At 48.3% G+C, this 22,231-nt stretch carries 22 protein-coding genes; 16 read left to right on the top strand and 6 right to left on the bottom strand.

Features of this window, described 5'->3' with window-relative positions:
- Nucleotides 1-20 precede the first annotated feature (20 nt).
- From ACGHAD_RS15720 to ACGHAD_RS15695, 6 genes are all read left to right on the top strand, one after another.
- On the top strand, nt 21-464 hold the full coding sequence (locus ACGHAD_RS15720; protein WP_382417085.1) for a DUF2750 domain-containing protein: 444 nt from the start codon (nt 21-23) through the stop codon (nt 462-464).
- 101 nt (nt 465-565) lie between these two features.
- On the top strand, nt 566-901 hold the full coding sequence (locus tag ACGHAD_RS15715) for a DUF2489 domain-containing protein (RefSeq protein ID WP_382417083.1): 336 nt from the start codon (nt 566-568) through the stop codon (nt 899-901).
- A 74-nt stretch (nt 902-975) separates the two neighbouring features.
- Nucleotides 976-1,464, top strand: coding sequence for a hypothetical protein (locus ACGHAD_RS15710; protein ID WP_390402932.1), 489 nt, complete (start codon nt 976-978; stop codon nt 1,462-1,464).
- Between the two features lie 119 nt (nt 1,465-1,583).
- Nucleotides 1,584-1,862 carry a type II toxin-antitoxin system Phd/YefM family antitoxin gene (locus ACGHAD_RS15705; protein WP_382417079.1) on the top strand — a complete coding sequence of 93 codons (279 nt, stop codon included), beginning with the start codon at nt 1,584-1,586 and terminating at the stop codon, nt 1,860-1,862.
- Nucleotides 1,862-2,134: a type II toxin-antitoxin system RelE/ParE family toxin gene (locus ACGHAD_RS15700; protein WP_382417077.1), complete on the top strand. Its 273-nt coding sequence runs from the start codon at nt 1,862-1,864 to the stop codon at nt 2,132-2,134. Before ACGHAD_RS15705 ends, ACGHAD_RS15700 begins: the two co-directional genes overlap by 1 nt.
- A 130-nt stretch (nt 2,135-2,264) precedes the next feature.
- The gene (locus tag ACGHAD_RS15695; protein WP_382417075.1) at nt 2,265-2,720 is read left to right on the top strand and encodes a hypothetical protein; all 456 of its coding nucleotides are present in this window, start codon (nt 2,265-2,267) and stop codon (nt 2,718-2,720) included.
- Here ACGHAD_RS15695 and ACGHAD_RS15690 read toward each other — a convergent pair.
- Nucleotides 2,709-3,796, bottom strand: a protein-coding gene (locus ACGHAD_RS15690; protein WP_390402929.1) for an IS3 family transposase whose coding sequence is annotated in 2 segments (ribosomal slippage) — nt 2,709-3,544 and nt 3,544-3,796 — 1,089 coding nt in all. Because the reading frame shifts where the segments join, the coding sequence is not laid out codon by codon here. The genes ACGHAD_RS15695 and ACGHAD_RS15690 overlap by 12 nt on opposite strands.
- A 319-nt stretch (nt 3,797-4,115) precedes the next feature.
- On the opposite strand from ACGHAD_RS15690, the gene ACGHAD_RS15685 reads away from it, so the two are divergent.
- Nucleotides 4,116-4,619, top strand: coding sequence for a tetratricopeptide repeat protein (locus ACGHAD_RS15685; RefSeq protein ID WP_382417131.1), 504 nt, complete (start codon nt 4,116-4,118; stop codon nt 4,617-4,619).
- A gap of 590 nt (nt 4,620-5,209) precedes the next feature.
- Here the strand turns inward: ACGHAD_RS15685 and ACGHAD_RS15680 are convergent.
- Together ACGHAD_RS15680 and fusA are read right to left on the bottom strand one after the other, a co-directional pair.
- On the bottom strand, nt 5,210-6,169 hold the full coding sequence (locus ACGHAD_RS15680; RefSeq protein WP_382417129.1) for a hypothetical protein: 960 nt from the start codon (nt 6,167-6,169) through the stop codon (nt 5,210-5,212).
- 232 nt (nt 6,170-6,401) lie between these two features.
- A complete protein-coding gene (fusA, locus tag ACGHAD_RS15675; RefSeq protein ID WP_339618084.1) occupies nt 6,402-8,495 on the bottom strand; it encodes an elongation factor G in 2,094 nt (697 codons plus the stop codon).
- Between the two features lie 351 nt (nt 8,496-8,846).
- On the opposite strand from fusA, the gene ACGHAD_RS15670 reads away from it, so the two are divergent.
- Nucleotides 8,847-9,140, top strand: coding sequence for a hypothetical protein (locus tag ACGHAD_RS15670; RefSeq protein ID WP_382417127.1), 294 nt, complete (start codon nt 8,847-8,849; stop codon nt 9,138-9,140).
- A gap of 4 nt (nt 9,141-9,144) precedes the next feature.
- Here ACGHAD_RS15670 and ACGHAD_RS15665 read toward each other — a convergent pair whose 3' ends face one another.
- The 3 genes from ACGHAD_RS15665 to ACGHAD_RS15655 all read right to left on the bottom strand — a co-directional run bounded on the left by ACGHAD_RS15665 (nt 9,145) and on the right by ACGHAD_RS15655 (nt 12,978).
- Nucleotides 9,145-10,869, bottom strand: a complete 1,725-nt coding sequence (locus ACGHAD_RS15665; RefSeq protein WP_382417125.1) for a protein kinase domain-containing protein — start codon at nt 10,867-10,869, stop codon at nt 9,145-9,147.
- A 69-nt stretch (nt 10,870-10,938) separates the two neighbouring features.
- Nucleotides 10,939-11,748 (bottom strand): formate/nitrite transporter family protein, encoded by an 810-nt coding sequence (locus tag ACGHAD_RS15660; protein WP_339618081.1) that lies wholly within the window; start codon nt 11,746-11,748, stop codon nt 10,939-10,941.
- A gap of 438 nt (nt 11,749-12,186) precedes the next feature.
- A complete protein-coding gene (locus ACGHAD_RS15655; RefSeq protein ID WP_382417122.1) occupies nt 12,187-12,978 on the bottom strand; it encodes a polysaccharide deacetylase family protein in 792 nt (263 codons plus the stop codon).
- 136 nt (nt 12,979-13,114) lie between these two features.
- Between ACGHAD_RS15655 and ACGHAD_RS15650 the strand changes: the two genes are divergently transcribed.
- From ACGHAD_RS15650 to ACGHAD_RS15615, 8 genes are all read left to right on the top strand, one after another.
- Nucleotides 13,115-13,825 (top strand): glutamine amidotransferase-related protein, encoded by a 711-nt coding sequence (locus ACGHAD_RS15650; RefSeq protein WP_382417120.1) that lies wholly within the window; start codon nt 13,115-13,117, stop codon nt 13,823-13,825.
- A 72-nt stretch (nt 13,826-13,897) separates the two neighbouring features.
- Nucleotides 13,898-14,449 carry a YdeI/OmpD-associated family protein gene (locus ACGHAD_RS15645; protein ID WP_382417118.1) on the top strand — a complete coding sequence of 184 codons (552 nt, stop codon included), beginning with the start codon at nt 13,898-13,900 and terminating at the stop codon, nt 14,447-14,449.
- Between the two features lie 77 nt (nt 14,450-14,526).
- On the top strand, nt 14,527-15,513 hold the full coding sequence (locus ACGHAD_RS15640) for a Gfo/Idh/MocA family protein (RefSeq protein ID WP_382417116.1): 987 nt from the start codon (nt 14,527-14,529) through the stop codon (nt 15,511-15,513).
- Between the two features lie 342 nt (nt 15,514-15,855).
- On the top strand, nt 15,856-16,134 hold the full coding sequence (locus ACGHAD_RS15635) for a type II toxin-antitoxin system RelE/ParE family toxin (protein ID WP_339617324.1): 279 nt from the start codon (nt 15,856-15,858) through the stop codon (nt 16,132-16,134).
- Entirely contained in the window at nt 16,134-16,427 is a 294-nt protein-coding gene (locus ACGHAD_RS15630; RefSeq protein ID WP_339617325.1) for a HigA family addiction module antitoxin, read from the top strand. Before ACGHAD_RS15635 ends, ACGHAD_RS15630 begins: the two co-directional genes overlap by 1 nt.
- 74 nt (nt 16,428-16,501) lie before the next feature.
- Nucleotides 16,502-16,930: a hypothetical protein gene (locus tag ACGHAD_RS15625; protein ID WP_382417133.1), complete on the top strand. Its 429-nt coding sequence runs from the start codon at nt 16,502-16,504 to the stop codon at nt 16,928-16,930.
- A 278-nt stretch (nt 16,931-17,208) separates the two neighbouring features.
- Nucleotides 17,209-21,090: a DUF4365 domain-containing protein gene (locus tag ACGHAD_RS15620; protein WP_382417153.1), complete on the top strand. Its 3,882-nt coding sequence runs from the start codon at nt 17,209-17,211 to the stop codon at nt 21,088-21,090.
- Nucleotides 21,091-21,374: 284 nt separating this feature from the next.
- The gene (locus ACGHAD_RS15615) at nt 21,375-21,908 is read left to right on the top strand and encodes a DUF6985 domain-containing protein (RefSeq protein ID WP_382417135.1); all 534 of its coding nucleotides are present in this window, start codon (nt 21,375-21,377) and stop codon (nt 21,906-21,908) included.
- The last annotated feature ends 323 nt before the right edge of the window (nt 21,909-22,231 follow it).

Below are 22,231 nucleotides of genomic sequence, written 5' to 3'. Positions count from 1 at the left end.
TGTTAAGCGAATGTGGTTGAATGATGATCAAACAAAAATCAAAGAAGACGGCTGTGGTGTATGTTTGTGAAGAATGTATTTCTACGGTCTCGTTACGTTTCATCGACAAGGTATCGAGTAATTGGATGAATGTAGAAATCCTCGGTGATCGCGAATTTATCACCTCTGTTCAGGAGCAAGAGGGTGTTTGGGTGCTGATGGCAGGCCAATCGCTTTATATCCTGCAAGCAGAGGGCGGCAGGGATCTTCCTGTTTGGTCGTCAGCAGAAAAAGCAGAAGTGTTTGCCGAGAATTTGGACCAAAGCGGGCTGTACCCGGTGTTCGTACCGATGAGCAATTTCTTGGGCGCTGCCTGGCTGGGATCGTCGAGCCTACAAATCGTCGAGGTTTTGGCCTCGCCCCGTTTCGGCCATGAGTCTCTCACCTACACAGCTGACGAACTCCGTGCCAGACTCAAAACGTAACAAGGCGCGTCAATTCGCGGCCGGTGGCCGCTGGACGCCCTTTTCATTGCGGCTGCGCCTCCATTACAAGTGCGCCGTTGTGCGCTGGCGTTAAGCATCCTATGAAAATGAGCCACGAAGAATACATAGAGAGGCAGCGTAAGCGTGCAGTTGAAGTTGCAAGCGGCATGCTTGATGGCTCTATTCACTATTTAGAGGGTGCCATTGAGTTATCTTCGCTGAGGTTTGAAGTTGGCCTGCCCGAAGATGATAAAGACTTTTTAGCCTTCACTGGTGTTTCGTCGGAAACTGATCATTTGCCAATTGGTTCAGCAAGGCAATTTTGGTCAAAAGAAGCACTAGAGCGGCACGAGGCAGAAATAGAAAAATCAATTGAGTGGGCAAAAGAGGTTTCTTTGTCTGAATGTAAATCTATCGTAGCAAGGTTCAATGCTTAACAAGGCCATGAACTTCGCGCCTTGCGGCGCCGGACAGCCTACGCTACGCTCCAGCTGCCGGTTATGGCGGCGTTATGCCCAAGGCAAATGATATGAATGGAATCAAACTACTCGCAGCTCTATGTATTCTTTTCGCGATCTCAGCGAATTTATCTGCTGAAACAATCGAAATTGACCTAAGCAAACTGGAGCATGGGGTGCTGGGTTTAGATATAGAGGGTGGCCCTTACTACATCATTCGCCGATCCGCAGAGGAAAAGAGCATTCTTATTAGGGAGTATGGCGAGCAACACCTTAGGTCTGGGCACTCTGACTTCATGCTCATCCAAGCCGTTAGCCCTGACAGTACTTGTGCCTTACTACACGTTAAAAAAGGCACAAAGAAATATTCCAATCATCCAGTTTCTCTTTCTGGTGGGTTTCTAGACCTCTGTTCCTGCGCTTGGTTTGACCTCACTGGTAGGCGTAAATCTGAAAATTGTTCTGGCCCGAATATTACACCGGCACCACATTCTTTTTTGCAAAATGAAGTGGTACGCGTTGGTGTTGATGGGCATAATTAATCACGCCGCAAAGCGGCGCGAATTAGCTCAGGCGTTACGTTTCGTAGCGTCCCTGTTTGCCAACCCCAAAGCATAGACGTACACTTAAAGGTACAAATAGGTGTACACAGGTGGTTCCCATGTCAAGAGTTCGCGTCGATGAAGATATCCGCCCCCTTTCTGAGTTCCGGGCGGGCATAGCCACATTTGTAAAGCAGATCCATGAAACCCGCCGCCCTATGGTGTTAACGCAGAGGGGGCGTGGAGTTGCCGTGTTGGTGGACGTCCAGGAATACGAAAGAATGCAAGAGCGGCTGGAGCTGTTGGAGGAGATTTATAAAGCTGAAGAGCAGCTGGCCAGTGGGGAAGGTATTTCTCATAAAGAGGCAAAATTACGAGTTCTGAGCAGGCTGGCATAATGAGGATTGTTTGGTCTCCCCTTGCCTTGGAACGTGTTGAGGATATTGCCCAGTATATTGCGGAAGATAAGTCCCACGCTGCGGCTGAGTGGGTGGAAGGCATATTTGACGCTGTGGAGCGACTGTCGGACTTTCCTGAAAGTGGACGCGTCGTTCCAGAAGTGGGAGGACGTCGCATCAAAGAAGTCATATTCGGAGTCTATCGGATCATTTACAGCGTCAGAGACCAGGTCGATATTCTGACAGTAAGGCGTAGCAGTCAGTTATTGTGAATGTCCGAGCTTGGTGATGAAGAAATATAACCAAGCCATTAAATTCGTTCCCTTCAGTCGCCGGATCTCGTTTCACTCGGCCGTTTATGGCGGGCGTTAAGCTCTCACACACTTAAACAAGGAGAATTCCGTGAAAAGAATCTATTTAATTTTTGTCATCGCTCTATCTTTAGGCTTCACCCAGATGTCTTTTTCTGCAACACCAACAGAAAGTCTTGGAACATGCTTGGTTGATGCACTAAATGGGAAAGAGAGAAAGCAGCTTGCAAAATGGATTTATTTTGCAATCGCAGCCCATCCAGAAATATCCTCTTTTTCAAAGGCTAGTAGCAAGGATATTGAATCTACAGATCAATATGTTGGTAACTTAGTTACTCGCCTATTAACTGTGAATTGTCCGACTGAAATGAAATTAGCCAATGATGAAAATCCTCTTGCGCTGCAACAAGCCTTTGAACTTGTTGGTCAAGTAGCTATGCAAGAACTGATGACTAACGAGAATGTGACGACGTCTATTACTGGCTACGCTAAATATGTAATCCCCCCATTTTTAACCGAAGCTAAAAGTAGAAGGCTATGCGGCTAACGCCAGTTTTTGTATTGGCGTTATGCCACCCAAGGCCATGTTCGGCCTTTCGTTGTTATAAGTCCACAACCAGTTGGTAGCGTGTTGCTGAACCTCTTCGATGCAACTGAAGAGGTATTGCCCCAGCCAGTCATAGCGAACTGTGCGGTTGTAGCGTTCGATATAAGCATTCTGCTGTGGGTTGCCGGGCTGGATAAACTCCAACTCAACACCACGGTTTTCCGCCCAAGTCGCCAATAAACCGCTAATGTACTCGGGACCGTTGTCACAACGTAGCTGCTTGGGCTTGCCGCGCCATTCAATGATCTGATCCAAGGCGCGTATTACCCGCGCTGCCGGTAAGGAAAAGTCCACTTCGATCGCCAAGCCTTCACGATTAAAGTCATCAATCACATTGAATAGCCGGTAACTTCGACCATCTTCAAGCTGGTCGTGCATAAAGTCCATTGACCAGCAGTCATTCACAGCCTCGGGCACCGATAACGCTTCCGGTTTCTCTCTCACAAGCCGCTTCTTCGGCTTGATGCGCAGATTAAGTTCTAACGCCTTGTATATCCGGTAAACACGCTTGTGGTTCCAGCCATAGCCCTTGACGTTTCTCAGGTACAGATAACAGAGCCCAAAACCCCAGTTGCGCTGATTATGGGTTAACCGGATCAACCAATCGGCAATCTCGGCGTTTTCGCTGCTGAGTTTGGGCTGATAGCGGTAGCAGGTATCACTGATGCCAACGGCCGCACAAGCCACACGTATACTGGCGCCTTTGTGCTTAACTGCATCCTGCGCCACCTCTTTGAGTCGAGATGGCTTCACCACTTTTTTTGAAGCGCTTCCTGGACAATCTCGGCCTTCAGGCGCTCTTCAGCGTACATCTTCTTTAAACGCCGGTTTTCCTCCTGCAGCTCCTTGAGCCTGGCCATCATAGAAGCGTCCATTCCGCCGTACTTGCTGCGCCACTTGTAGAAGGTGGCAGAGCTCATGCCGTGCTCGCGACACAGCTCTGGGACCGGGGTTCCGGCCTCAGCTTGCTTAAGAATGGCCATGATCTGGCTATCTGAATACTTCGATTTTTTCATGCAAAATCTCCTGCGCAAATAATACGAGAAAATTCTACTTTTGGCCCCTGTTAATTTCTGGGGGGATTACCCTGTCGTCGCACTGCTTTTCCGCTGGCGCTACAAAGCAGCCGCAAAGCGCGGCGTTAGCTTCCCAAGTTACCCATGAAAAGTAGACGCCCTGTATAGTTATATTGGGCTTCCCATGATGCCGAGGAAACACTGACTAATTGCCAGAGGCTTTTTCGAGTGCCTTTGGGCTAAAGTTTTCTAGGTGTTTATGGCGACGTGCACGATTATAAAAAACCTCAATATTATGGGAGGTTCAGTGAGAGTTTTAATGAAAGTCGTCAGATTAATGGTATTTTCCTTACTTACTTTATTAATCACAAAAGGGTTTGCAGTGGAGCTACCTGAGGATATACATGGAAACGTTGAGATGCTTTCTCAAAAAGGAAGTTATCTAGCCGAAGCAGGTAAGTATAAAGATGCTGAAACACAATTTATTGAAGCTTTGAATCTATTGTCTCAGCCAATTGAAAGATGGGAGGCGTGCACTTGGCTTTTAACCGCTATAGGCGACGTTAACTTTATGCAAGGTGCATATAAACAAGCTAAAGATGCATTATCTGATGCGATGCACTGTCCTGGAGCAATTGGTAATCCATTTATTCATCTGCGTCTTGGCCAATCTCAATTTGAATTAGGTAATATGGACAGGGCATTGGATGAGCTTGCCAGAGCTTATATGGGGGCTGGGAAGGAGATCTTCGAAAATGATGATCCTAAGTATTTTAATTACCTAAAAACAGTGCTCAAGCCACCAGCTAATGAAAAGTGGTAGCGTCACACAACAAGCGACAGTCGTAAAAATACCGTCTAATGCAATTACGTTTTTACGCTTGTTGCCAAGGTTTTTTGTCACGGTTCATGGTATTTAAGGTTTTTATCATAGTGCGCACGCAGGCGGTTAATGCAGTTTTTTGTGCTTGCCATCTGCCATCAGTCGCTTATGGGACTTTTCATGACGGGATTACAAATGCACTGAGCAAGCCCATATAGTGGATGATTCTGATTGGGCTACTTCCGCTAACACGCCTCTTCTTGCGGCGCCACAAAAAGGGAATTAGAAAATTATGGTAGACGAAATCGCAGGAGGATTGTTGAGGGTAGTTTGGTGGGTCATATACGAGATTCTTTTTTATACGCTTTGTTACTGGGTTGGTTGGCCGGTATGCAAGGTGTTTACCCTGGGAAAGTATCCTGCTTCAGGCTCTAGGACTTATCTGGGGGGTAAAAATGACGCCGGGTGGTTTTGCAGTTTTGTCGGTTTAGCGGTCATCGTTGGCCTGTTTTTCTTATTTGTTTTTTGGAGCTCCTGAGCGTGCATAACCCAGCCTGAATAATTTAGTTGTGTGCTTTGGCGGTTGCGCATTAATTAAGTGAAGGCCGAAAATTAATGCCAAAGGTTATAAACTCACTGGTGCTGACGTCTAGCGCTGGCTCTTGCCAGTCGCCGTTGCTGATGTTTAGGCCTTTTAACCCTCCGATGCCGGCCTCTAACTCTAGCCAGATATCACCCCAGATTCGGTGCTCGCCAGAGAAGGCTAAGTCCCAGCCATCCAGGGCATAGCTGATGCGCTCGCCGCCTGTGTCCAGCAGCCAAGAGCTGCCGGAGGGGGCGGCACCAAAGCGAAACAGGGTGTCGCGGTTAGGTGCGTATAAAATGGCGGGCCACGGCATAACGGCACTTAAGGTCCAGCGGTCGTTAAACTCGTAAGAGGCGCCCAAGTAGGGCAGCCAGGTCTCGGTGTCGGTATTAATGTCGAAGTACACTCCAAAGGCCCACCAGAGGCGCTCAGTTTGCACGTAGCGGCCAAAACCACCGCCTAGCGTCTCCCAGTTCCAGGAGGAGTCTTCGAGTGTTGCTTTGTGCCCTAGGGGCATGACAAAGCCGCCCACCTGCCAGTCATCGTTGAGTTGGCGCATCCAGCCGATGGGGATGCCGACCGATAGCACATCAAAATCTTCTAACGTGTCTGAGTTGGGTTTTAAGCTCGACATACTGACCCAGTCACCGATCACGAGCACGTCGCGTGGGGTCATTAAAAACGGGACTATAGCGCCCTGATTGACGCTTGATTGATCGTACTCGACGGTGCTGCCGTCGGTGAGGGTGAGCTTGCTGTCTTGGTAGTTGCGGGCATCGACAAACGCTAAGGGCAGAAACGGGGTGTTGGAGTTTGAGCGGTTAAAGTTTAGCTTGCTTTGCTCAAAGCTGTGCAGCCATTGTTGCAGAATGTCAGCCTGAGCGCTGCCGGCCAATACGCTGAGTGCTGTGGTCAGGGTAAAGATCGCCAGGTGTTGGGGGGTGATACCGCGTGGCTTAATCATAGTGAGGTGCCATTGCCAGATGCTCCTTATTTGGCCGCTGCCCTTTGTTGCCGATGGGCGTTTACGCGTTATTAAGTCTACACCGGCGCTTTGTATCTCGGTAGTGCTGGGGCGTATTGAGTGTGCGGGAGGAAGGTTGTGGTTGGGGCATCCGTTACTGTGGGTAAAACCTTAAGGCATAAAAAAGCCCCCGCAACCTAAGGTTACGGGGGCTTTTTGTCGGGCTCGTTTATTAGCCTTTTTTCTCTTCGGCTTCGCGCGCTTTAACCTTGGCGATCACGTCTTCAGTGACGTTAGCGGGGCAAGGTGCGTAGTGTGCGAACTCCATAGAGAACTGGCCGCGACCCGAGGTCATGGTACGCAGGTGGCCGATGTAGCCGAACATTTCAGACAGTGGAACATTTGCCTTAATGCGGATACCGGTGGCGCCTGGGTCTTGACCGGCGATCATGCCGCGACGACGGTTCAGGTCGCCGATTACATCACCAACGTGATCTTCCGGGGTGAACACGTCAACCTTCATCACGGGCTCCAGCAACTGCGGGCCAGCTTTAGGCATGGATTGACGGTAGGCGCCTTTAGCGGCGATTTCGAACGCAACGGCCGAGGAGTCAACGGCGTGGAACGCACCGTCAAACAGCTCGATCTCAACATCCAGCACGGGGAAGCCGGCCAGAGGGCCTTTGTCCATCATGCCTTTAAAGCCCTTCTCGATCGCGGGGAAGAACTCTTTAGGTACGTTACCGCCGACAACGCTTGAGCTAAAGACGAAGCCAGTGTTTGCTTCGCCCGGCTTGATGCGGTAGTCGATTTTACCAAACTGACCCGAACCACCCGACTGCTTCTTGTGGGTGTAAGAGTCTTCGATCTCTTGGGTGATGGTCTCGCGGTAAGCCACCTGAGGCTGACCCACAACCATTTCTACGCCGTAGGTGCGCTTAAGGATGTCGACCTTAATGTCCAGGTGAAGCTCACCCATACCTTTCAGGATGGTTTCGCCTGAGTCTTCGTCGGTCTCAACGCGGAACGATGGATCTTCGGCCACCATTTTACCAATGGCAACACCCATTTTCTCGGTAGAGCCTTTGTCTTTAGGGGCAACGGCGATAGAGATAACGGGATCTGGGAACACCATGGCTTCTAGGGTGCAGGGGTGCTTGGGATCACACAGGGTGTGACCGGTTTGCACGTTCTTCATGCCCACGATGGCGATAATGTCACCGGCTTGCGCGTGGCTTAGCTCGTTGCGCTCATCGGCTTGCATCTCAACCATACGGCCAACACGCTCGGTTTTACCGGTAAACGAGTTGAGGATAGTGTCGCCTTTGTTTAGCTGACCCGAGTAAATACGCACAAAGGTCAGGGCGCCAAAGCGGTCGTCCATAATTTTAAAGGCCAGTGCCTTTAATGGCTCGTCGGCCGATACGATGGCTTTCTCGCCGGTTGGGTTACCTTCTTCGTCGGTCAACTCTTGTGGGTCAACTTCAGTCGGAGCAGGCAGGTAATCAACAACGGCGTCCAGTACCAACTGCATACCTTTGTTTTTAAAGGCAGAACCACAGAAAGTAGGGAAGAAAGTCAGATCGCGAGTACCCTTACGGATGCAGCGTTGCAGGTCTTCAATAGAAGGTTCTTCACCGTCCATGTAGGCCATCAGCAGGTCGTCGTCGACTTCAACGGCGGTTTCAACCAGCTGCTCGCGGTACATCTCGACGTCATCCGCCATATCGGCAGGAATGTCTTCTACGCTGTAGTTTTCTGGTTGGCCAGAGTCGTCCCACACGTACGCTTTGCGTGACAGCAGGTCAACCACACCTTTAAAGGTGTCTTCGCGGCCGATAGGCAAGGTCATAACCAGCGCGTTGGCGCCCAGTACGTTTTTAACCTGATCGACAACATTCAGGAAGTCGGCACCAATACGGTCGAGCTTGTTAACAAAGATGATACGAGCAACTTCAGACTCGTTGGCATAGCGCCAGTTGGTTTCAGATTGTGGCTCTACACCACCTGAACCACAGAATACGCCGATACCGCCGTCCAACACTTTTAGTGAGCGGTATACTTCAACGGTAAAGTCAACGTGCCCAGGGGTGTCGATAACGTTTAAGCGGTGACCTTTCCACTCACAGGTAACAGCGGCGGACTGAATGGTAATACCGCGCTCGGCTTCCTGCTCCATGAAGTCGGTGGTGGATTCACCCTCGTGCACTTCACCCAGCTTGTGAATTTTACCGGTGAGCTTAAGGATACGTTCGGTGGTGGTGGTCTTACCCGCGTCAACGTGGGCGAAGATACCAATGTTTCTGTATAAACTTAGGTCTGTCATTTCGATACTCGTATAATCAAGGCCAAAAATTGGACGGCATTGTACAGCGAGGGAGGTGCCAATTGCCAATACTAATTAGCCCGCAAAGTCCAGCTTTTTACTAAACCGGCGGTTTTGGCTCAAAAGGCCTCATTCTGTCTGGTTTTTTGCGGCCATTTACGCTCTGGCGCTAAGCAAAAACAATGGTTGTCTTTTGGTCGATTTGTATTTTTTATCGACAGGACGACGTAGGCGTTGTTATGAGATTGCAACAATGCCCCGTTATGCTGCAGTGACGTGCGTCGAGTGGTTTGTTGGCGCGATTGTTGGCCCGGCATAGGGCCTGAAGCGACTCAGGGGGTGTGCCAGTCGATGAAGGTGGTCCGCGACTGGTTGGTGACGGTGTTGGCTCTGCTGGGGTTGCTGTTGGGTGTATTGTTGCTGTTGTCGCCCATCCCTGTGGGGTTGGTTGTAATCACCATGAGCCTGGCGGCATTGTTGTGTGTTAACCCGCGCTCGCGGCATATGCTGCAAACCGCGCGCTCGCGCTGGCGCAACATTAACCATACGGTGCACAAGGTAGAACGGCTGCTAGAGCGGCGCTTTCGGCGGCTTTGGGCGGTTATCTCCAGCACCCGCCCGCCCAACGATGATCATTCTGGGTGAGGCTTTATAGCTGGCTTGCCAGCACAATCACCGCCACCAGTAAAATAGCCGACACACTTTGCCAAAACACCAGCGGGTTGCGCGCGAGCAGCGGCGGCTGCTGGGTGCCCAGCAGGGCTTTGTTGGGGTGGCGCAAATCGTATAAAAACTCAGACAAATCATCATAGCGCCGGTAAGGGTAGGGGCGCAGTGCTTTGCGCAGTGCTTCATCGACCCACAGCGGGATACTCGGCTGGTGATCGCGCGCGCTCTGATACTTGAGGCGATTTTGTGCCGCGCGGGTGGTGGCTTTGGCCACTGCGGTGCCGTAAGGCAGCTGGCCGGTAAGCATTTGATAGGTGATCACCGCGAGCGAGAAAGCATCCGAGCGCTCGGTGGCCGGTTCGCTTAAAAAATACTCGGGGGCGGTGTATTGCGCGGTGCCCAATATAGATAGATGGCTTGCGCCCGACGTCATCTCTTGTACGCCGGCCACATGGGTGGCGCCAAAGTCGATCAGCTTAACCGTACTTGAGGAGTCGATCATCACATTGGCTGGGCGCAGGTCTTGATGCAGCATCTCTAACCGGTGCAGCGCACGCAGGCCCCGGGCAATTTGCTCGATGATGCCGCGCACTTGTTCAAGTGAAGGCTCGGGGTTATCGATCATCCACTGGGTTAGGGTCTGGCCCTCAATGTATTCGGTGACGATGTAGACAAAGTGGCGTGTGCGAGTGGCCCGGTAGGCCTTTAATACGTGCGGGCTGTCGATGCGCCGGGCGATCCACTCTTCCATTAAAAACCGTTCTAAATAAGCGGGGTCATCGCGCAGGTCTATCGACGGCGTTTTAATCACCACGTTGGCGCCGCTGTCATCGTCTACCGCTAAGTACACATGGCTGCGGCTACTGGCGTGTAACTGACGCACAATGGTGTAGCCATCAAAGTGCTGCCGCGGCTCTAGCGGTGGGGTAAAAGGCAGTTGGGTTAACTCTTGGTACAGCTCTTCGGTGTCGGCGTTGGGCAGTTCGTCTACGCGCAAAATCTGTACGGTGATGTTGTCATCACTGTTGTTAGCGTAGGCGAGTTCGCCGATGGCTTGTGCCGCCTGATCTAAATTGTCGGCGTGTTTGTTAATGCTGTCGATAATCGCGCGGTCGCCGGCAAACTCGTAGGCGCCGTCGGTCAGCAATAAAAAGGTATCGCCGGGCTCGGTGGCAAACGATGCGTAATCCAGCTCTAGCTGCGAGTCCATGCCCAGGGCGCGGCTTAGATAGCTGACCTCGCTGGATACTTGCAAGCGGTGGTCGCGGGTGAGTTGCTCGATGCTGTTGTGGCGCAGCCGATAAATACGTGCGTCGCCGGCGTGAAAAATATGCGCGGTGCGCGATTTAATAATCAGTGCGCTAAAGGTGCACACATAACCTTTGTTGGCGTCGTAGCGGTATTGGCTGCGGCGAGTTTGTGAGTACAGCCACGAGTTGGTGGCCATCAGTACCCGGTGCCCGGACTTTTTAACCGACCAAGATTCGCTGGTCGAGAAATAGTCGTCTAAAAAAGTCTTTACCGACATTTGGCTGGCAACTTGGCTAACCGAGCTACTGCTAATGCCGTCGGCTAAAGCAACCACGATGCCTTTGGCGCTTAGTTGCGGCTCGGCCGGAACATAAGCGGCATGGAAATCTTGATTAAGCTCTTTGCGGCCTTTGTCGGAGTACTGCCCGATGGCTACAGATAACGTTTGGGGCATAGTTAAGCTGCCTTAAACAGCAACCACTTTGGCCGCAAGCGGCCAAAGTGGTGGGGCACTGATCGTTAATTACAGTGCGCGTTTGGGTTGGGTGAGCACGTGGGTCGTGTACAGCGTCAGGCCGGTAAGCGACAAGCCACCGATTAAGTTGCCCAGTACAACGGGTAGCTCGTTCCAAATCAAATAATCCATCACTGAAAAGTTGCCGCCCATAATTAACGCCGACGGGAATAAAAACATATTCACCACCGAGTGCTCAAACGCCATCGCGAAGAACAGCATAATGGGCATCCACATAGCGATGACTTTACCGCTTACCGAGGTTGAGATCATCGCGCCAACCACGCCCAGTGAGACCATCCAGTTACACAGCATGCCGCGAACAAAAATGGTTAACATACCGGCGGCGCCGTACTCTTTGTAGCCCACGGTACGCGACTCGCCAATACCCGCAATCACTTTACCCACTGCGTCAGGCTCTTTAGAGAAACCGTAGGTAAAGACTATCGCCATCATTAATGCCACGGTAAGGGCGCCGGCAAAGTTGCCAATAAACACAATACCCCAGTGCCGTAAAATACCGCCCCAGGTTACACCGGGGCGTTTATCAAAGCGCGCCAGCGGTGTCAGCACAAACACCCCGGTGAGCAAATCAAAACCCATCAAATACAAAATGCAAAAACCGACCGGGAATAAAATAGCGCCGATAATGGGGTAACCTGTCTGCACGGTTACGGTTACCGCAAAAACAGCGGCAATGGCCAAAATAGCGCCCGCCATGTAAGCGCGGATCAGGGCGTCACGAGTGCCCATAAATAGTTTCGATTCACCCGCATCCACCATCTTGGTGACAAACTCGGAAGGTATTAAGTAGGACATAGTCATTACTCTCTTGGTGTCGGTCAGTCTTGCAATGTTTTTTGTTGTGCCGTTGGCGCTAAAGGGCGCCGCCCGTTACCCCCATGGGTATAACCGCTGTTTTGCCCAGTGGCCTATGCAGCAATTGCACCAGCAGGAAAAAGCCAATAGCGATCAATGAGTTAGCGTAATTAGCGAGTAAATAACCGACATTTTGTGCGAGTTTTACGTGGCTTTTGCGTTGTTGTGGTGCGCGGCGTGCTGTTGTTGGTGCAACCGGTTATCGAGCGATAAAAAGCCACTGCACCAGAAGGGGGCTGTGGTGAACGTAGTTGGGTGCGCCGCTGGCGATTTTGGTGCACCATGCTGCGAAAGGGGAGGTTAACTGGGTGGGGTCGGTGTCTTGCGGTGACAAAGTCGCGCCCGCCTTTATCGTGCAGGGGGCGCGAACCATAAAGGTTACTGCGGCTGCTTTTTAAGGTGCTGGGCGATCTCCACCATAGGTGCAACCCATAATTGCTCGCGTTTTTTATCTAAGTATTTAATTAAGGCTGTGTGGTTGGCGTTATCCACATTGAGTGGGTGCTCACCGCCTACGCCGTGAAACAAAAACACCAGTAGGCCGCCTTTTGCAATCGCATCGTCTACCAATGTTTTAAGTTGCTCGACACTGCTGCCGTTAATCACATAAGAGTCGATATCAAACAGCGTCACCTGATCGGGCTGCATAATGCTGCTCTTAACCCCGCGCGCGCCCACAAACAGGGGCTTGATTGCGGCAACATAAGATTCGCCACCCGCTGACATATCGCCACAGGGATAGGCATAGGTGCGCTCTTTTTTACCGTCGACCGCCTCCAGCGCAATATTGGCAACCTTTAAGTTGTCTACCAGGCGAGCCACGCTCCACTGGGATAAATCTCGTTCGGGGTTTACCCATTCGCGGCCCGGCTGAGACGCATCGCAGGGGTGATACAACGAGTGGTTGCCCAGCTCGTGACCGTTGGCCGCAACTGCGCGCCATTCGTTTAGCCGCTCGCCAAACGGCGGGTAGCCCACGGTAAGGTAAAAGGTTGCTTTAAAGCCGTATTCATCGAGTACCGGAATGGCGTTATCCAAGTGAACATTCAGAGAGTCGTCATAGGTTAACGATACGGCGGCACGCTTGCCGTTCCAGTTGTCTGCGGCGGCGCTTGCGAGGGTGATGCTGAATGCCAGTATGGTAAATAACCAGCGACATAAGGGGCGCATAAGAGTGTCCTTTTTATAAGTTATAAATGTTAGATTTGTGCTTAAGAGTAATAGACGACAGCCCCAGCGCCAAGGCATGATTCGTTAACGAGTGATAAGCCGCCGCTTGTGGCGTATCAGTATTGCGGAGGTCGACATGAAACCCATTGCTATTTTTAACACCGATACTATCCCCGATGCGCTTGCCCGCAGCCACGGGCAGTACCCCGATATGTTTATTAAAAGTTTATTGGCGGTTAACGCGGGCTTACAGTTTGCGCGCTTTGACGTTAATAAACAGCAGTACCCTACATCTCTGCAGGATTTTTCCGGTGTTCTTATTACCGGCAGCCAATCGGCAGCTTACGATAGAGATGAGTGGATTACCCAGCTAAAAGAGCGCATAAAAACGATGGCGAGCAACGAGATACCTATCGTGGGTATCTGTTTTGGGCATCAAATTATTCACCAGGCGTTGGGTGGTGAGGTGGCGAAGGCGCCAGGTGGCTGGTGCGTTGGCGTGCACCACAACCAGCTAACGCCGGTGGCCACCGAGTTTGGCGCACCCGGCGATAGCTTTGCGCTGATCTCCAGCCATCAAGACCAAGTGGTTAAACTAGCGCCTAATGCGCAAATACTGGCAAGCACAAGTAACTGCCCGGTAGCGATGACCTCTGTGGGGGATAACATCCTAACATTTCAGGGTCACCCTGAATTTACTCGCGACTATGCTAAAGCGTTAATGGACAAAAGGCGTGACGCGATTGGTGAACCTGTGTATCAAGCCGGTGTAGACTCGTTGGATGAGCCGCTGCACGAGATGCAGGTGTTGCAGTGGATGTTAAATGTGTTTAATCGGGGTCAGTGAATCAACACATAGCGGTATAGCAGGCCGTCAAACTCCGAGTAAGAGATCTTCGTAAATCTATGGGTAGGCTCTATGACCACCACTAAAAAAATATCTCAGTTCAGTGCCTTGCTACACCGCCCCAAAAAAATGGGCGAGCATGGTTTATGGGGATTTATTATTTTACCCCACGAGGTGAGTGACACTTTGCCCCGCCGCGGCCGGACAACGGTAGAGGGGCAGATCAATCGTCAGCCTTTTACAGTATTGCTGGAGCCCGACGGCCAGAAAAGCCATTGGCTGCGTATCGATGAAAAACTCATGCAAGCGTCGGGTGTTAATTTTGGCGATCTGGTAGAGCTTACCCTTGCGCCAGTGGCGGTAGAGCCCGAGCCGAGTGTACCGCAAGATGTACAGCAAGCATTGGATGCTCTGCCAGAGGCGCTTGCGGTTTGGAGTGCGACTACTGCGCTCGCCCGGGTTGATTGGATTCATTGGGTGGAGTCGGCTAAGCAGGCAAAAACCCGCGCAAAGCGAATCGATGATGCTTGTGACATGCTGGCGTCCGGTAAAAAGCGAGTGTGCTGTTTTGACTCGTCGGGTTTTTACAGCAAAGCGCTGCAGGCGCCGGAAGCGACCGATTAGTTTCTCCGCTTGCGAGGTTCACAGTATACTTGTCCGCTTTTCGCGCACTATTAACATAAATAGCAAAAGGGGCTGCTGTGTCTTCTGCAAAAACCATCCGCTGGGGCATTATTGGTGTTGGCGATGTCTGTGAGGTAAAAAGCGGGCCGGCATTTTATCGTGCAAGTGGCTCGCAGCTGCTGGCCGTCATGCGCCGTAACCTAGCTAAAGCGAAAGACTTTGCGCAGCGTCACCAAGTGCCACAGTATTACGACAACGCCGATGCGCTGCTGGCCAACCCGGATATTGATGCGGTTTATATCGCCACGCCCCCGGCGCAGCACAAAGACTACGCCATTGCAGCTTTAAAAGCGGGCAAGCATGTCTACATCGAAAAGCCCGTAGCGCTTAGCGCAAAAGAGTGCGACGCGATTATCAAAGCCGAACAGCAATCTACCAAAAAAGCGGTGGTGGCACATTACCGCCGTTATGTGCCCGGCTTTTTAAAGTTTTCCGAGCTGCTGGCAGGTGGCGCTATAGGGCGGCCGCTGATGGTGCAAGTCGATATGCTGCAGCCTATCGCCGCTGACATTATCAGCAATAGCGACGATAACTGGCGCGTTAACCCGGCCCTGTCTGGCGGTGGCCTGTTTTACGATTTAGCGCCTCACCAAATCGATTTGATTTTGCAGTGGTTTGGCCCGGTTGTTAGCGCGCAAGGTGTTAGTCTTAACCAGCAACACAGCAATAGCTCCGATGACCTTACCTGTGGCTGGGCACGGTTACAAAATGATGTTGTGTTGCAGGGGCGCTGGGGGTTTGGTGTGCAAGGGCAACAAAGTCGAGATGTGTGTGAAGTGATTGGCACTAAGGGAAAGCTGAGTATCAACTTCTTTGGCTCGCCCACTATTCACCAAGAAAATGCCGATGGCAACCAACAGATCTGCCTTGATAACCCCGACCACGTCCAGCAGCCAATGATAGCGCAGGTGAATGCGTACTTTCGTGGAGAACGTGATAACCCCTGCTCAGTACCCGAGGCAAAAGCTGTTATGGCGTTAATGGGCGTTTTTACGCAACGTTAGCGCTTGCGTACCCCATACTTATACAGGTGTATTGCCAAGCCCCCTAAACCATGGCACGCTTTGCCCGAACAAGCGCACACTCTGTTGTTTTCAATAATAAAAAATAACGGTAAAATTAAGCGCTTAGCCAGATAGGAAGGTAGATAATAAGGCCCGCGACCGCAGGATAACGCGCACGCACACTTTTCTTCCCTCCCGTTTTTTGCTGTAGCGAATAAAAAGTTAGCTGAAACAGTGAGTTGCACTGTACTCCTAAAGATATTCTAGGGGCTATAACGCGCAAGGTCGCTATACAAATGTTATGCGGCTTGACACTGTTGCGCAACGCGCTACAATAACTCTATGATCAAGTCATTCAAACACAAAGGATTAAGGCGCTTTTACGAGACAGGTAGCGCTCGGGGCATCCAGGCCAAGCATGAGAAGCGTCTTCGAATGCAACTGGCAGCACTGGATACCGCCAAGGAAAGCAATGACTTAGATATTCCTGGCTACAAACTTCACCCTCTTAAAGGTGATAGAAAGGGTGTCTGGGCAATTACCGTTAATGGGAACTGGAGGCTGACGTTTGAATTCTCCGACGGTAATGCCTATGTACTCAATTATGAGGATTACCACTGATGAAAATGTATAACCCCCCTCATCCTGGCGAGTTCATTCTGGCTACCTATATGGAGCCTTTTGGCCTTAGTTGCCGTTATTTGGCAGGACGGCTGGATGTATCGCCGTCTACGTTAAACCGTCTGCTTAAGCAGCAGAGCGGTATTAGCCCGGAGATGGCGCTTCGTCTTTCCAAGGCATTGGGCCGGACGCCTGAAAGCTGGCTGGCGATGCAAGACATGTATGATCTCTGGGTAGCAGGCAAAAGCGTTAAGCTCGACAAGGTGCAAAAAATTGAACTCGACGCCGCATAACCAAGCCATTAAATACGCTCCCTCCGGGCGCCGGACCTCTTTTCACTCGGCCGTTTATGGCGAGCGTTAGCCATATGAACGAAGAAGAACGCTGGAATCACATCGTGTCGCTTGATGAAGAGCTCTTAAAAGGCGGGGTCATCCTGTCAGAGTGGTGCTCTTTTATCGTCCGAGAATCGGACTTGGCGTTTGTGCATGGAGCAAACCTGGCATCAATACTGACGGCAGTTTCTGGGATCGAAACCTATCTGCGCTCCGAGTATGCCGAGAAAGAGCGCAGCAGCCTCTTTGAGCTAATTGATCGTGATCCCATAGCAGACGACCTTCGATCTGATTTGCACAAGCTTCGGAAGTACCGAAATAAGTGGGTGCATGTAAATGACCCATGGGATGATCAGAAGCTGCTCTATGATCCTGAAGAGTCCGAAAAAGAGCTAGAAGAAATGGCTCTGTTCGCCGCTAGAGCGCTGAGAAGAACGATTTATGAGAATCAGTGGGTCTAAAATGGCTAACCAAGCAATTAAATTCGCTTCCTGCGGTCGCCGGACGCTCGATCCTCGCGCCGTTTATTGCGGGCGTTATACGGTGGTCGTAGTAAGTCTGATTTCGACTCAAAGCGGACGCTAATTGAGTAGACTGTCTCCGGAATTCCGACAAAAGCATCTACTGCGACGTCCAAGACGTTGCGAGATGGGCGTACGTCGAAGGATTCAAAGTCTGCGGCTGGTAGTGCATTGGCGCAAACTATGAAAAAGAAACAGGTGGATTGAACTTGAAGAAAATGCTCCCTCAAGAAGGTGAAAGCCAACAAATTGGTAAAAGAGCTGGAAGGGCATTTGTTGCTAAGCTGCCAGATAATTGGATCGAAAAAGATCAAGATGGTGATACTGACTTCGGCATAGATTATCTGATTCAGCTGAAAAACGAAGATAGCTGTGTGGCCGCTAGTTTTTATCTACAGCTTAAAGGAACAACAACCCCTGCCTTTGTTGATAATGGAAAAGAAATATCTCACCAGTTTGACTCCTCAACATTAAATCTATATCGAGAAAGTGAGCCGGCTGTAATGGTAGCGGTTGTTGACCTTTCCGCTGCTGACAAGCCAAGGAATTGTCCTGTTTACTACAAATGGCTCGATGAAGATTTCTTAGACTCAATAGCTGAAAGACGTGAAAAGAATGATCAGGTTAATGTCAGAGTGCCAGTTGCCAATGTACTTGATGAAAGCTTAGATGTATTTCCATACTATCGGAGGCGTCTTGAAACACGCGAGTCACTGATAAGTCTTAGAAGAGCCGTTGAGCAATATTCAGACAACCCCGTTAGTGATATAGAGGCGTTAGCAGAAAATGTAAAAGTTAAGCCGGTAATATTAGAACTCTCAAGAGATGATTCTGGAGCACCATGGGTCACTAACCCAGAAGACTTGGTGGCTGGAAAGTTAAGCCAAATATCGGAGGCCATTTCAGCTAATAGAATAGTAGTTGCTGAATCATTACTGAAAAAAGTTCAGAGTGAAACGGATCTAAGTGATCATGAAAAAGCAGAGCTTCTCTCATTACAGGGAACCATACTGACATTAAAAGGTGCAGATGAAGAGGCAGTAAAATATTTTGACGAGGCCTATCAAACCCATAGTGAAATCCGCTATAAGATTAACTTTTACGAATCTACCTTTAGGAAAGGGAAAATTCCAGACAAAGAGACTTTAGAACAATATATAGATAATTTAGATGTAGAAATCTATAAAGAATGTGTATTGAAAGCAAAGTGTCTTGCTATTTTGGGGCAGGAAAATGAGGCGTTAAATTGTTTGGATAATCATTCTTCAGATAAAACGTCAATTGCTAAATTACTTATATTGACTATTTCAGGGAATACTGAAGAACTTGATAACTTTTCAGCGGCTATCAATGTGGATAATCTTTCTGATAGGCAAAAATTTCTTTATTACTCGTTTGTCGGGAGGCGTTATTTTTATAGGGGTGTTAATTATAATTATTCTTCAGATAGCGATGAGGTTTTGCCTGCAAAAGGTAAGAGAGAATATGATTTTGAGCTGTTAGGTAAAGCGCTTGAATGCATAGAAAGTGCATTGTATCACGCTAAAGATAAAGGTTATCCATATGATACCTATGTAATATTGGATGTTGCCACTTCGTTATTTAGCTTCTTTAATCGTGAAAATAAGTTGATATCTTATCTTGAATCAATTTTACAAGACCGCCCAGAATCGACTCCGATTATATCTGCATTAATACCTTTGAAATTTAATACAAATAAGTATGAGGATGTTCTTAAGTTAATAGGTAACCTAAAAGAAAAAAGTGCTGAACATATATCATTCCAAATATCAGCAAATTATCATGCTGGGAATAAGGCTGAAGTAGTTAACCTTGTAAATAATAATAAGGAATTACTTCTTGATCAAAAGCCCCAAGGCTATAGCGCATTATTCTGTATTGCAGCTCAGTGTGCATACGAATTACTGGATGATGCGGGAGAAAAAGAAAATCTTGATATTGTTAAAGGTTTTGAAGATGGAGAAGGGCTACTGGCGATTTACGAATACATTAAAAACTGTATCGATCGGCCAGAAAAAAAGAAAGAACTTAATCAGGGTCTATATAAAAAGTACTTAAGCTTGAATAAACCTTCTTCAATTGCTCAGCAGCTTTATTCTCACCTCGATGTAGAAGATCCTAGTGAATCATTAATTATCTGTGATTTAGCAACTGTAATTGTTGGTTCCAGGGAGCTGTATCCTGATGAAAACATTACGCTTGCATTTGCTCTTTCTCAAAATAAGAAGTGGAGTGAATTAGAAGCTTTATGTAATAGGATTGAATTGAGTGGTGATCTGGATAACCTTTGGTCGTTGTTTAAGGCGTCGGCATTAGACGGAATGGGAAGAAATGCTGAAGCGCTTGATCTGCTTGATGGCTCTGTAAGTCGAGAGAGAAGATCTGTCGAACGTGCTGAATATTATGTAAATATGTGTATCCATCTGGGGTTTTTTGATAAGGCTTCAGATAAATTAGAAAATCTTTTAGAAAAATCATATCCAGAAAAGCAGCTTTCGATTCTTGAGTCATTGATGTTTATATATTCCTCTGACCCTGAGCCTTCTGAGCGGTTAATACCAACGCTTCTACGATACGGTAAGTTGGTAGACCAAGAAGATGAGGTGGCGGAAGGGCGTTATCTGATGTCATTCCTTACGATGACAAATCGTCCTGGGGTCGATGTTAATGATTACGGTGATGATTTTAGAGAGAGATTAAATAACTACACACGAAAATTCCCTGATTCGAAAGTGTTAAGAAAAGGGGGGGTATCTCCAGAGTCTAGTGGCGATGCTATTCTAGATGAGATACGGAGAATGACAGGGATTACGGATGATCAGGTAAAGAAATGGAGAAAAAATAGGAATCAGATTAAAGCACGAAAAATCCCTGTTCCTTTCTCGCTTTTATCTAATTTTTTAGATGATGTTGGCGATATTTTTTCAGCATGGATTATGTGCAAATATTGTGGTTATGAGAGAAAAGAGTATCAATTAATACATTCAAAAGGAGCTTCTTCAGAGGTTGTAGATAATCTAGGTTCCGATTATTCACAAGTAGTAATTGATGAAACCGCTTTATTAATTCTTGACGATTTAGGCATTCTTGATATCGCCTTAAAGTATCTTCCGGGAGTAATAATTAATAAAAATACCTATGAGGCATTTTCAAGACAATCTCATGCGGTAATGGGTTCTATTTACTCTTCTGTTCCAAAGAAAATAATTAAGACTCTTGGTGAATATTTAGGTCGAATAACGCTAAAAGGAGCGGTTAGTCAGAGTCAATCTCATTTAGATCAATATGAATCTATTCTGAAAGAGTTAGATTCACCGGTTTTCTGCACCGATGACTTATATATGTCGGCGTTTTTAAATCATAGTGGATTTACTTCTATAAATTCGGTAAATGTTATTGATTGGCTTGAGTCTAAGGGATTGATTGATGAAGCCCAAAAAGTAACTGCCATTGAAAAGCTTTGTTCTTTCATGATTGATGGGGCATCTATAGATAATGGTCATTTATTACAGGCGATTAATTTTAATTCAAGAACAGTTGGCGTAAGTATATTTGATACTGGTTTCAGAGCAGTATTTGACGCATATTTCCCGCCTTCCAAAGATACGGAAACTGCTATTAGAGAGTTGGGTAGTCTTTTTTCAAGTCTGCTGAATGTTTGCAACTGTGAGATGGAGCTTGATGGCTTAGAAGATGTTATTAATGTTTGGATGGTCCGTTATCCTCACCTTGACCGAATTGAAATGATTTCAATCTGGTTTGTTATGTCTGCATATACAGTAAATTATATTTCAGAGGGCGCATTGCTGCGTAGAGGGCTGGGTGAAGCAAAACTATGGTCATTGGTTAAGAAGCTTACAGTAGAGCATGATAGTAAATACACAATTCAAGGTGTGATGTCGGCTGTATGTATTGTGATTCTTAGATTAAACCCAGAAATGGCCTCTGATGTTTATGATAAGGTGAAGTTGGCTTTTACAGAGGGTTCGAGCGAGTGCGATTTATTTTCAAGTATATATTCTGAGAAGGCAATAAAGGCCAGGTTGGCGCAGGTTACAAGTAAAGATGGTCATCAGTGAGTGATTAGTTTGAATTGATACGCCCCCGTTCATATGGACGGGGGGATTTATAATGAATTACTCGATTAGTTTATAACTACTATCGGGATTATGACCCCAGTCTAGGAAGATATATTGATCAGTTCCGGGGACAGTTTACTTAATTCAATGTCCAGTTTTGGCCGAATTTAGACATCGCGAAGATGGTGCAGGTAACGTATAACAAACGCAAGCACTCGGAACAATTTTCCGCTTCGCTCCAAATTGTCCGGTGTTGCGGGCGTTAGATTTCATCAGGAGAATTAATGTATAACGTAAATCCACCAAGATATCCTGAAACCAATGTGGATGAGTATTTTAAATATACTTCGAAGGTTGTCGATGGTTTTGCTGGCTTGCAAATTAGAAATGGCATTTATGGTGCAGTCTCTAGTTCTGAATCTTCCGATGGTGACGTACATTTTTGTTGCGACAAAGCCTTAGATACAGAGGTTTTTCTAGAGGTCGTAAATTGGGTAGAAGCGAATGGGAAGGAATTGTTAGAGGCATCCCTTAAATCTTTTGTCGAGCAATACTGGGAGATGCGTGATCTTGTTATCGAAAGTCTCATTGATGAAAATCCTGACGAAGTTGTTCCCGAAATCTCGTCATTCGAAGAGCTTACTAAGCTTTGTGGTGTCGTCGCTATTCATGTGAAGGGAAGTGGTACCAAAAGTGAGCCTAGGTTTGGTATAGAATTTGGCTGTACTTGGGAAGATGAGCATGGGGCTGGGGTGAGCTTCAATGGTTTAGAATTAATCGAAAGTGGTCATGCATCTGACGCTTTCGATTTTGAATAGCAACAAAAATCTAACAAGTTGCTGCACGCGGACACATACTTCTACGCTCGTTTTTGTGTATGTCGCTTCGCTCCAGTTTCACACAAAAACGCTCTCCGCAGTATGTGCCGGTGAGCAAGGCGTGAGCATATGTATATACGATTCGAAACGGATTTACAGTTCAGCGATTCATCGTGCGCTAAGGGAATTTTCGCTGCTATGGGTGACGCTAAGCGTAAGGGTTCGATGAGTCTTCGGGAACATGTCTGGTACATAAACGTCGCGAGTTGGTTCAATTTTAGCCTAAAGAACCCCGCCTGCTTTGAGAGGCCCATCTGCAATAC

The sequence above is a fragment of the Gilvimarinus japonicus genome (genome assembly GCF_042847215.1).
Taxonomy (GTDB): domain Bacteria; phylum Pseudomonadota; class Gammaproteobacteria; order Pseudomonadales; family Cellvibrionaceae; genus Gilvimarinus; species Gilvimarinus japonicus.
The sequence above is the reverse complement of the archived record's forward strand: the minus strand, read 5'-3'. Positions and strand labels throughout refer to the sequence as shown.

Coding starts and splice junctions, on each gene's coding strand:
- ACGHAD_RS15700 (WP_382417077.1), top strand. CDS start 1,862: ATGAGGATTGTTTGGTCTCCCCTTGCCTTGGAACGTGTTGAGGATATT.
- ACGHAD_RS15670 (WP_382417127.1), top strand. CDS start 8,847: ATGAAGGTGGTCCGCGACTGGTTGGTGACGGTGTTGGCTCTGCTGGGG.
- ACGHAD_RS15650 (WP_382417120.1), top strand. CDS start 13,115: ATGAAACCCATTGCTATTTTTAACACCGATACTATCCCCGATGCGCTT.
- ACGHAD_RS15645 (WP_382417118.1), top strand. CDS start 13,898: ATGACCACCACTAAAAAAATATCTCAGTTCAGTGCCTTGCTACACCGC.
- ACGHAD_RS15710 (WP_390402932.1), top strand. CDS start 976: ATGCCCAAGGCAAATGATATGAATGGAATCAAACTACTCGCAGCTCTA.
- fusA (WP_339618084.1), bottom strand. CDS start 8,495: ATGACAGACCTAAGTTTATACAGAAACATTGGTATCTTCGCCCACGTT.
- ACGHAD_RS15635 (WP_339617324.1), top strand. CDS start 15,856: ATGATCAAGTCATTCAAACACAAAGGATTAAGGCGCTTTTACGAGACA.
- ACGHAD_RS15625 (WP_382417133.1), top strand. CDS start 16,502: ATGAACGAAGAAGAACGCTGGAATCACATCGTGTCGCTTGATGAAGAG.
- ACGHAD_RS15715 (WP_382417083.1), top strand. CDS start 566: ATGAAAATGAGCCACGAAGAATACATAGAGAGGCAGCGTAAGCGTGCA.
- ACGHAD_RS15630 (WP_339617325.1), top strand. CDS start 16,134: ATGAAAATGTATAACCCCCCTCATCCTGGCGAGTTCATTCTGGCTACC.
- ACGHAD_RS15615 (WP_382417135.1), top strand. CDS start 21,375: ATGTATAACGTAAATCCACCAAGATATCCTGAAACCAATGTGGATGAG.
- ACGHAD_RS15665 (WP_382417125.1), bottom strand. CDS start 10,869: ATGCCCCAAACGTTATCTGTAGCCATCGGGCAGTACTCCGACAAAGGC.
- ACGHAD_RS15680 (WP_382417129.1), bottom strand. CDS start 6,169: ATGATTAAGCCACGCGGTATCACCCCCCAACACCTGGCGATCTTTACC.
- ACGHAD_RS15620 (WP_382417153.1), top strand. CDS start 17,209: ATGCTCCCTCAAGAAGGTGAAAGCCAACAAATTGGTAAAAGAGCTGGA.
- ACGHAD_RS15685 (WP_382417131.1), top strand. CDS start 4,116: ATGAAAGTCGTCAGATTAATGGTATTTTCCTTACTTACTTTATTAATC.
- ACGHAD_RS15655 (WP_382417122.1), bottom strand. CDS start 12,978: ATGCGCCCCTTATGTCGCTGGTTATTTACCATACTGGCATTCAGCATC.
- ACGHAD_RS15720 (WP_382417085.1), top strand. CDS start 21: ATGATGATCAAACAAAAATCAAAGAAGACGGCTGTGGTGTATGTTTGT.
- ACGHAD_RS15705 (WP_382417079.1), top strand. CDS start 1,584: ATGTCAAGAGTTCGCGTCGATGAAGATATCCGCCCCCTTTCTGAGTTC.
- ACGHAD_RS15660 (WP_339618081.1), bottom strand. CDS start 11,748: ATGTCCTACTTAATACCTTCCGAGTTTGTCACCAAGATGGTGGATGCG.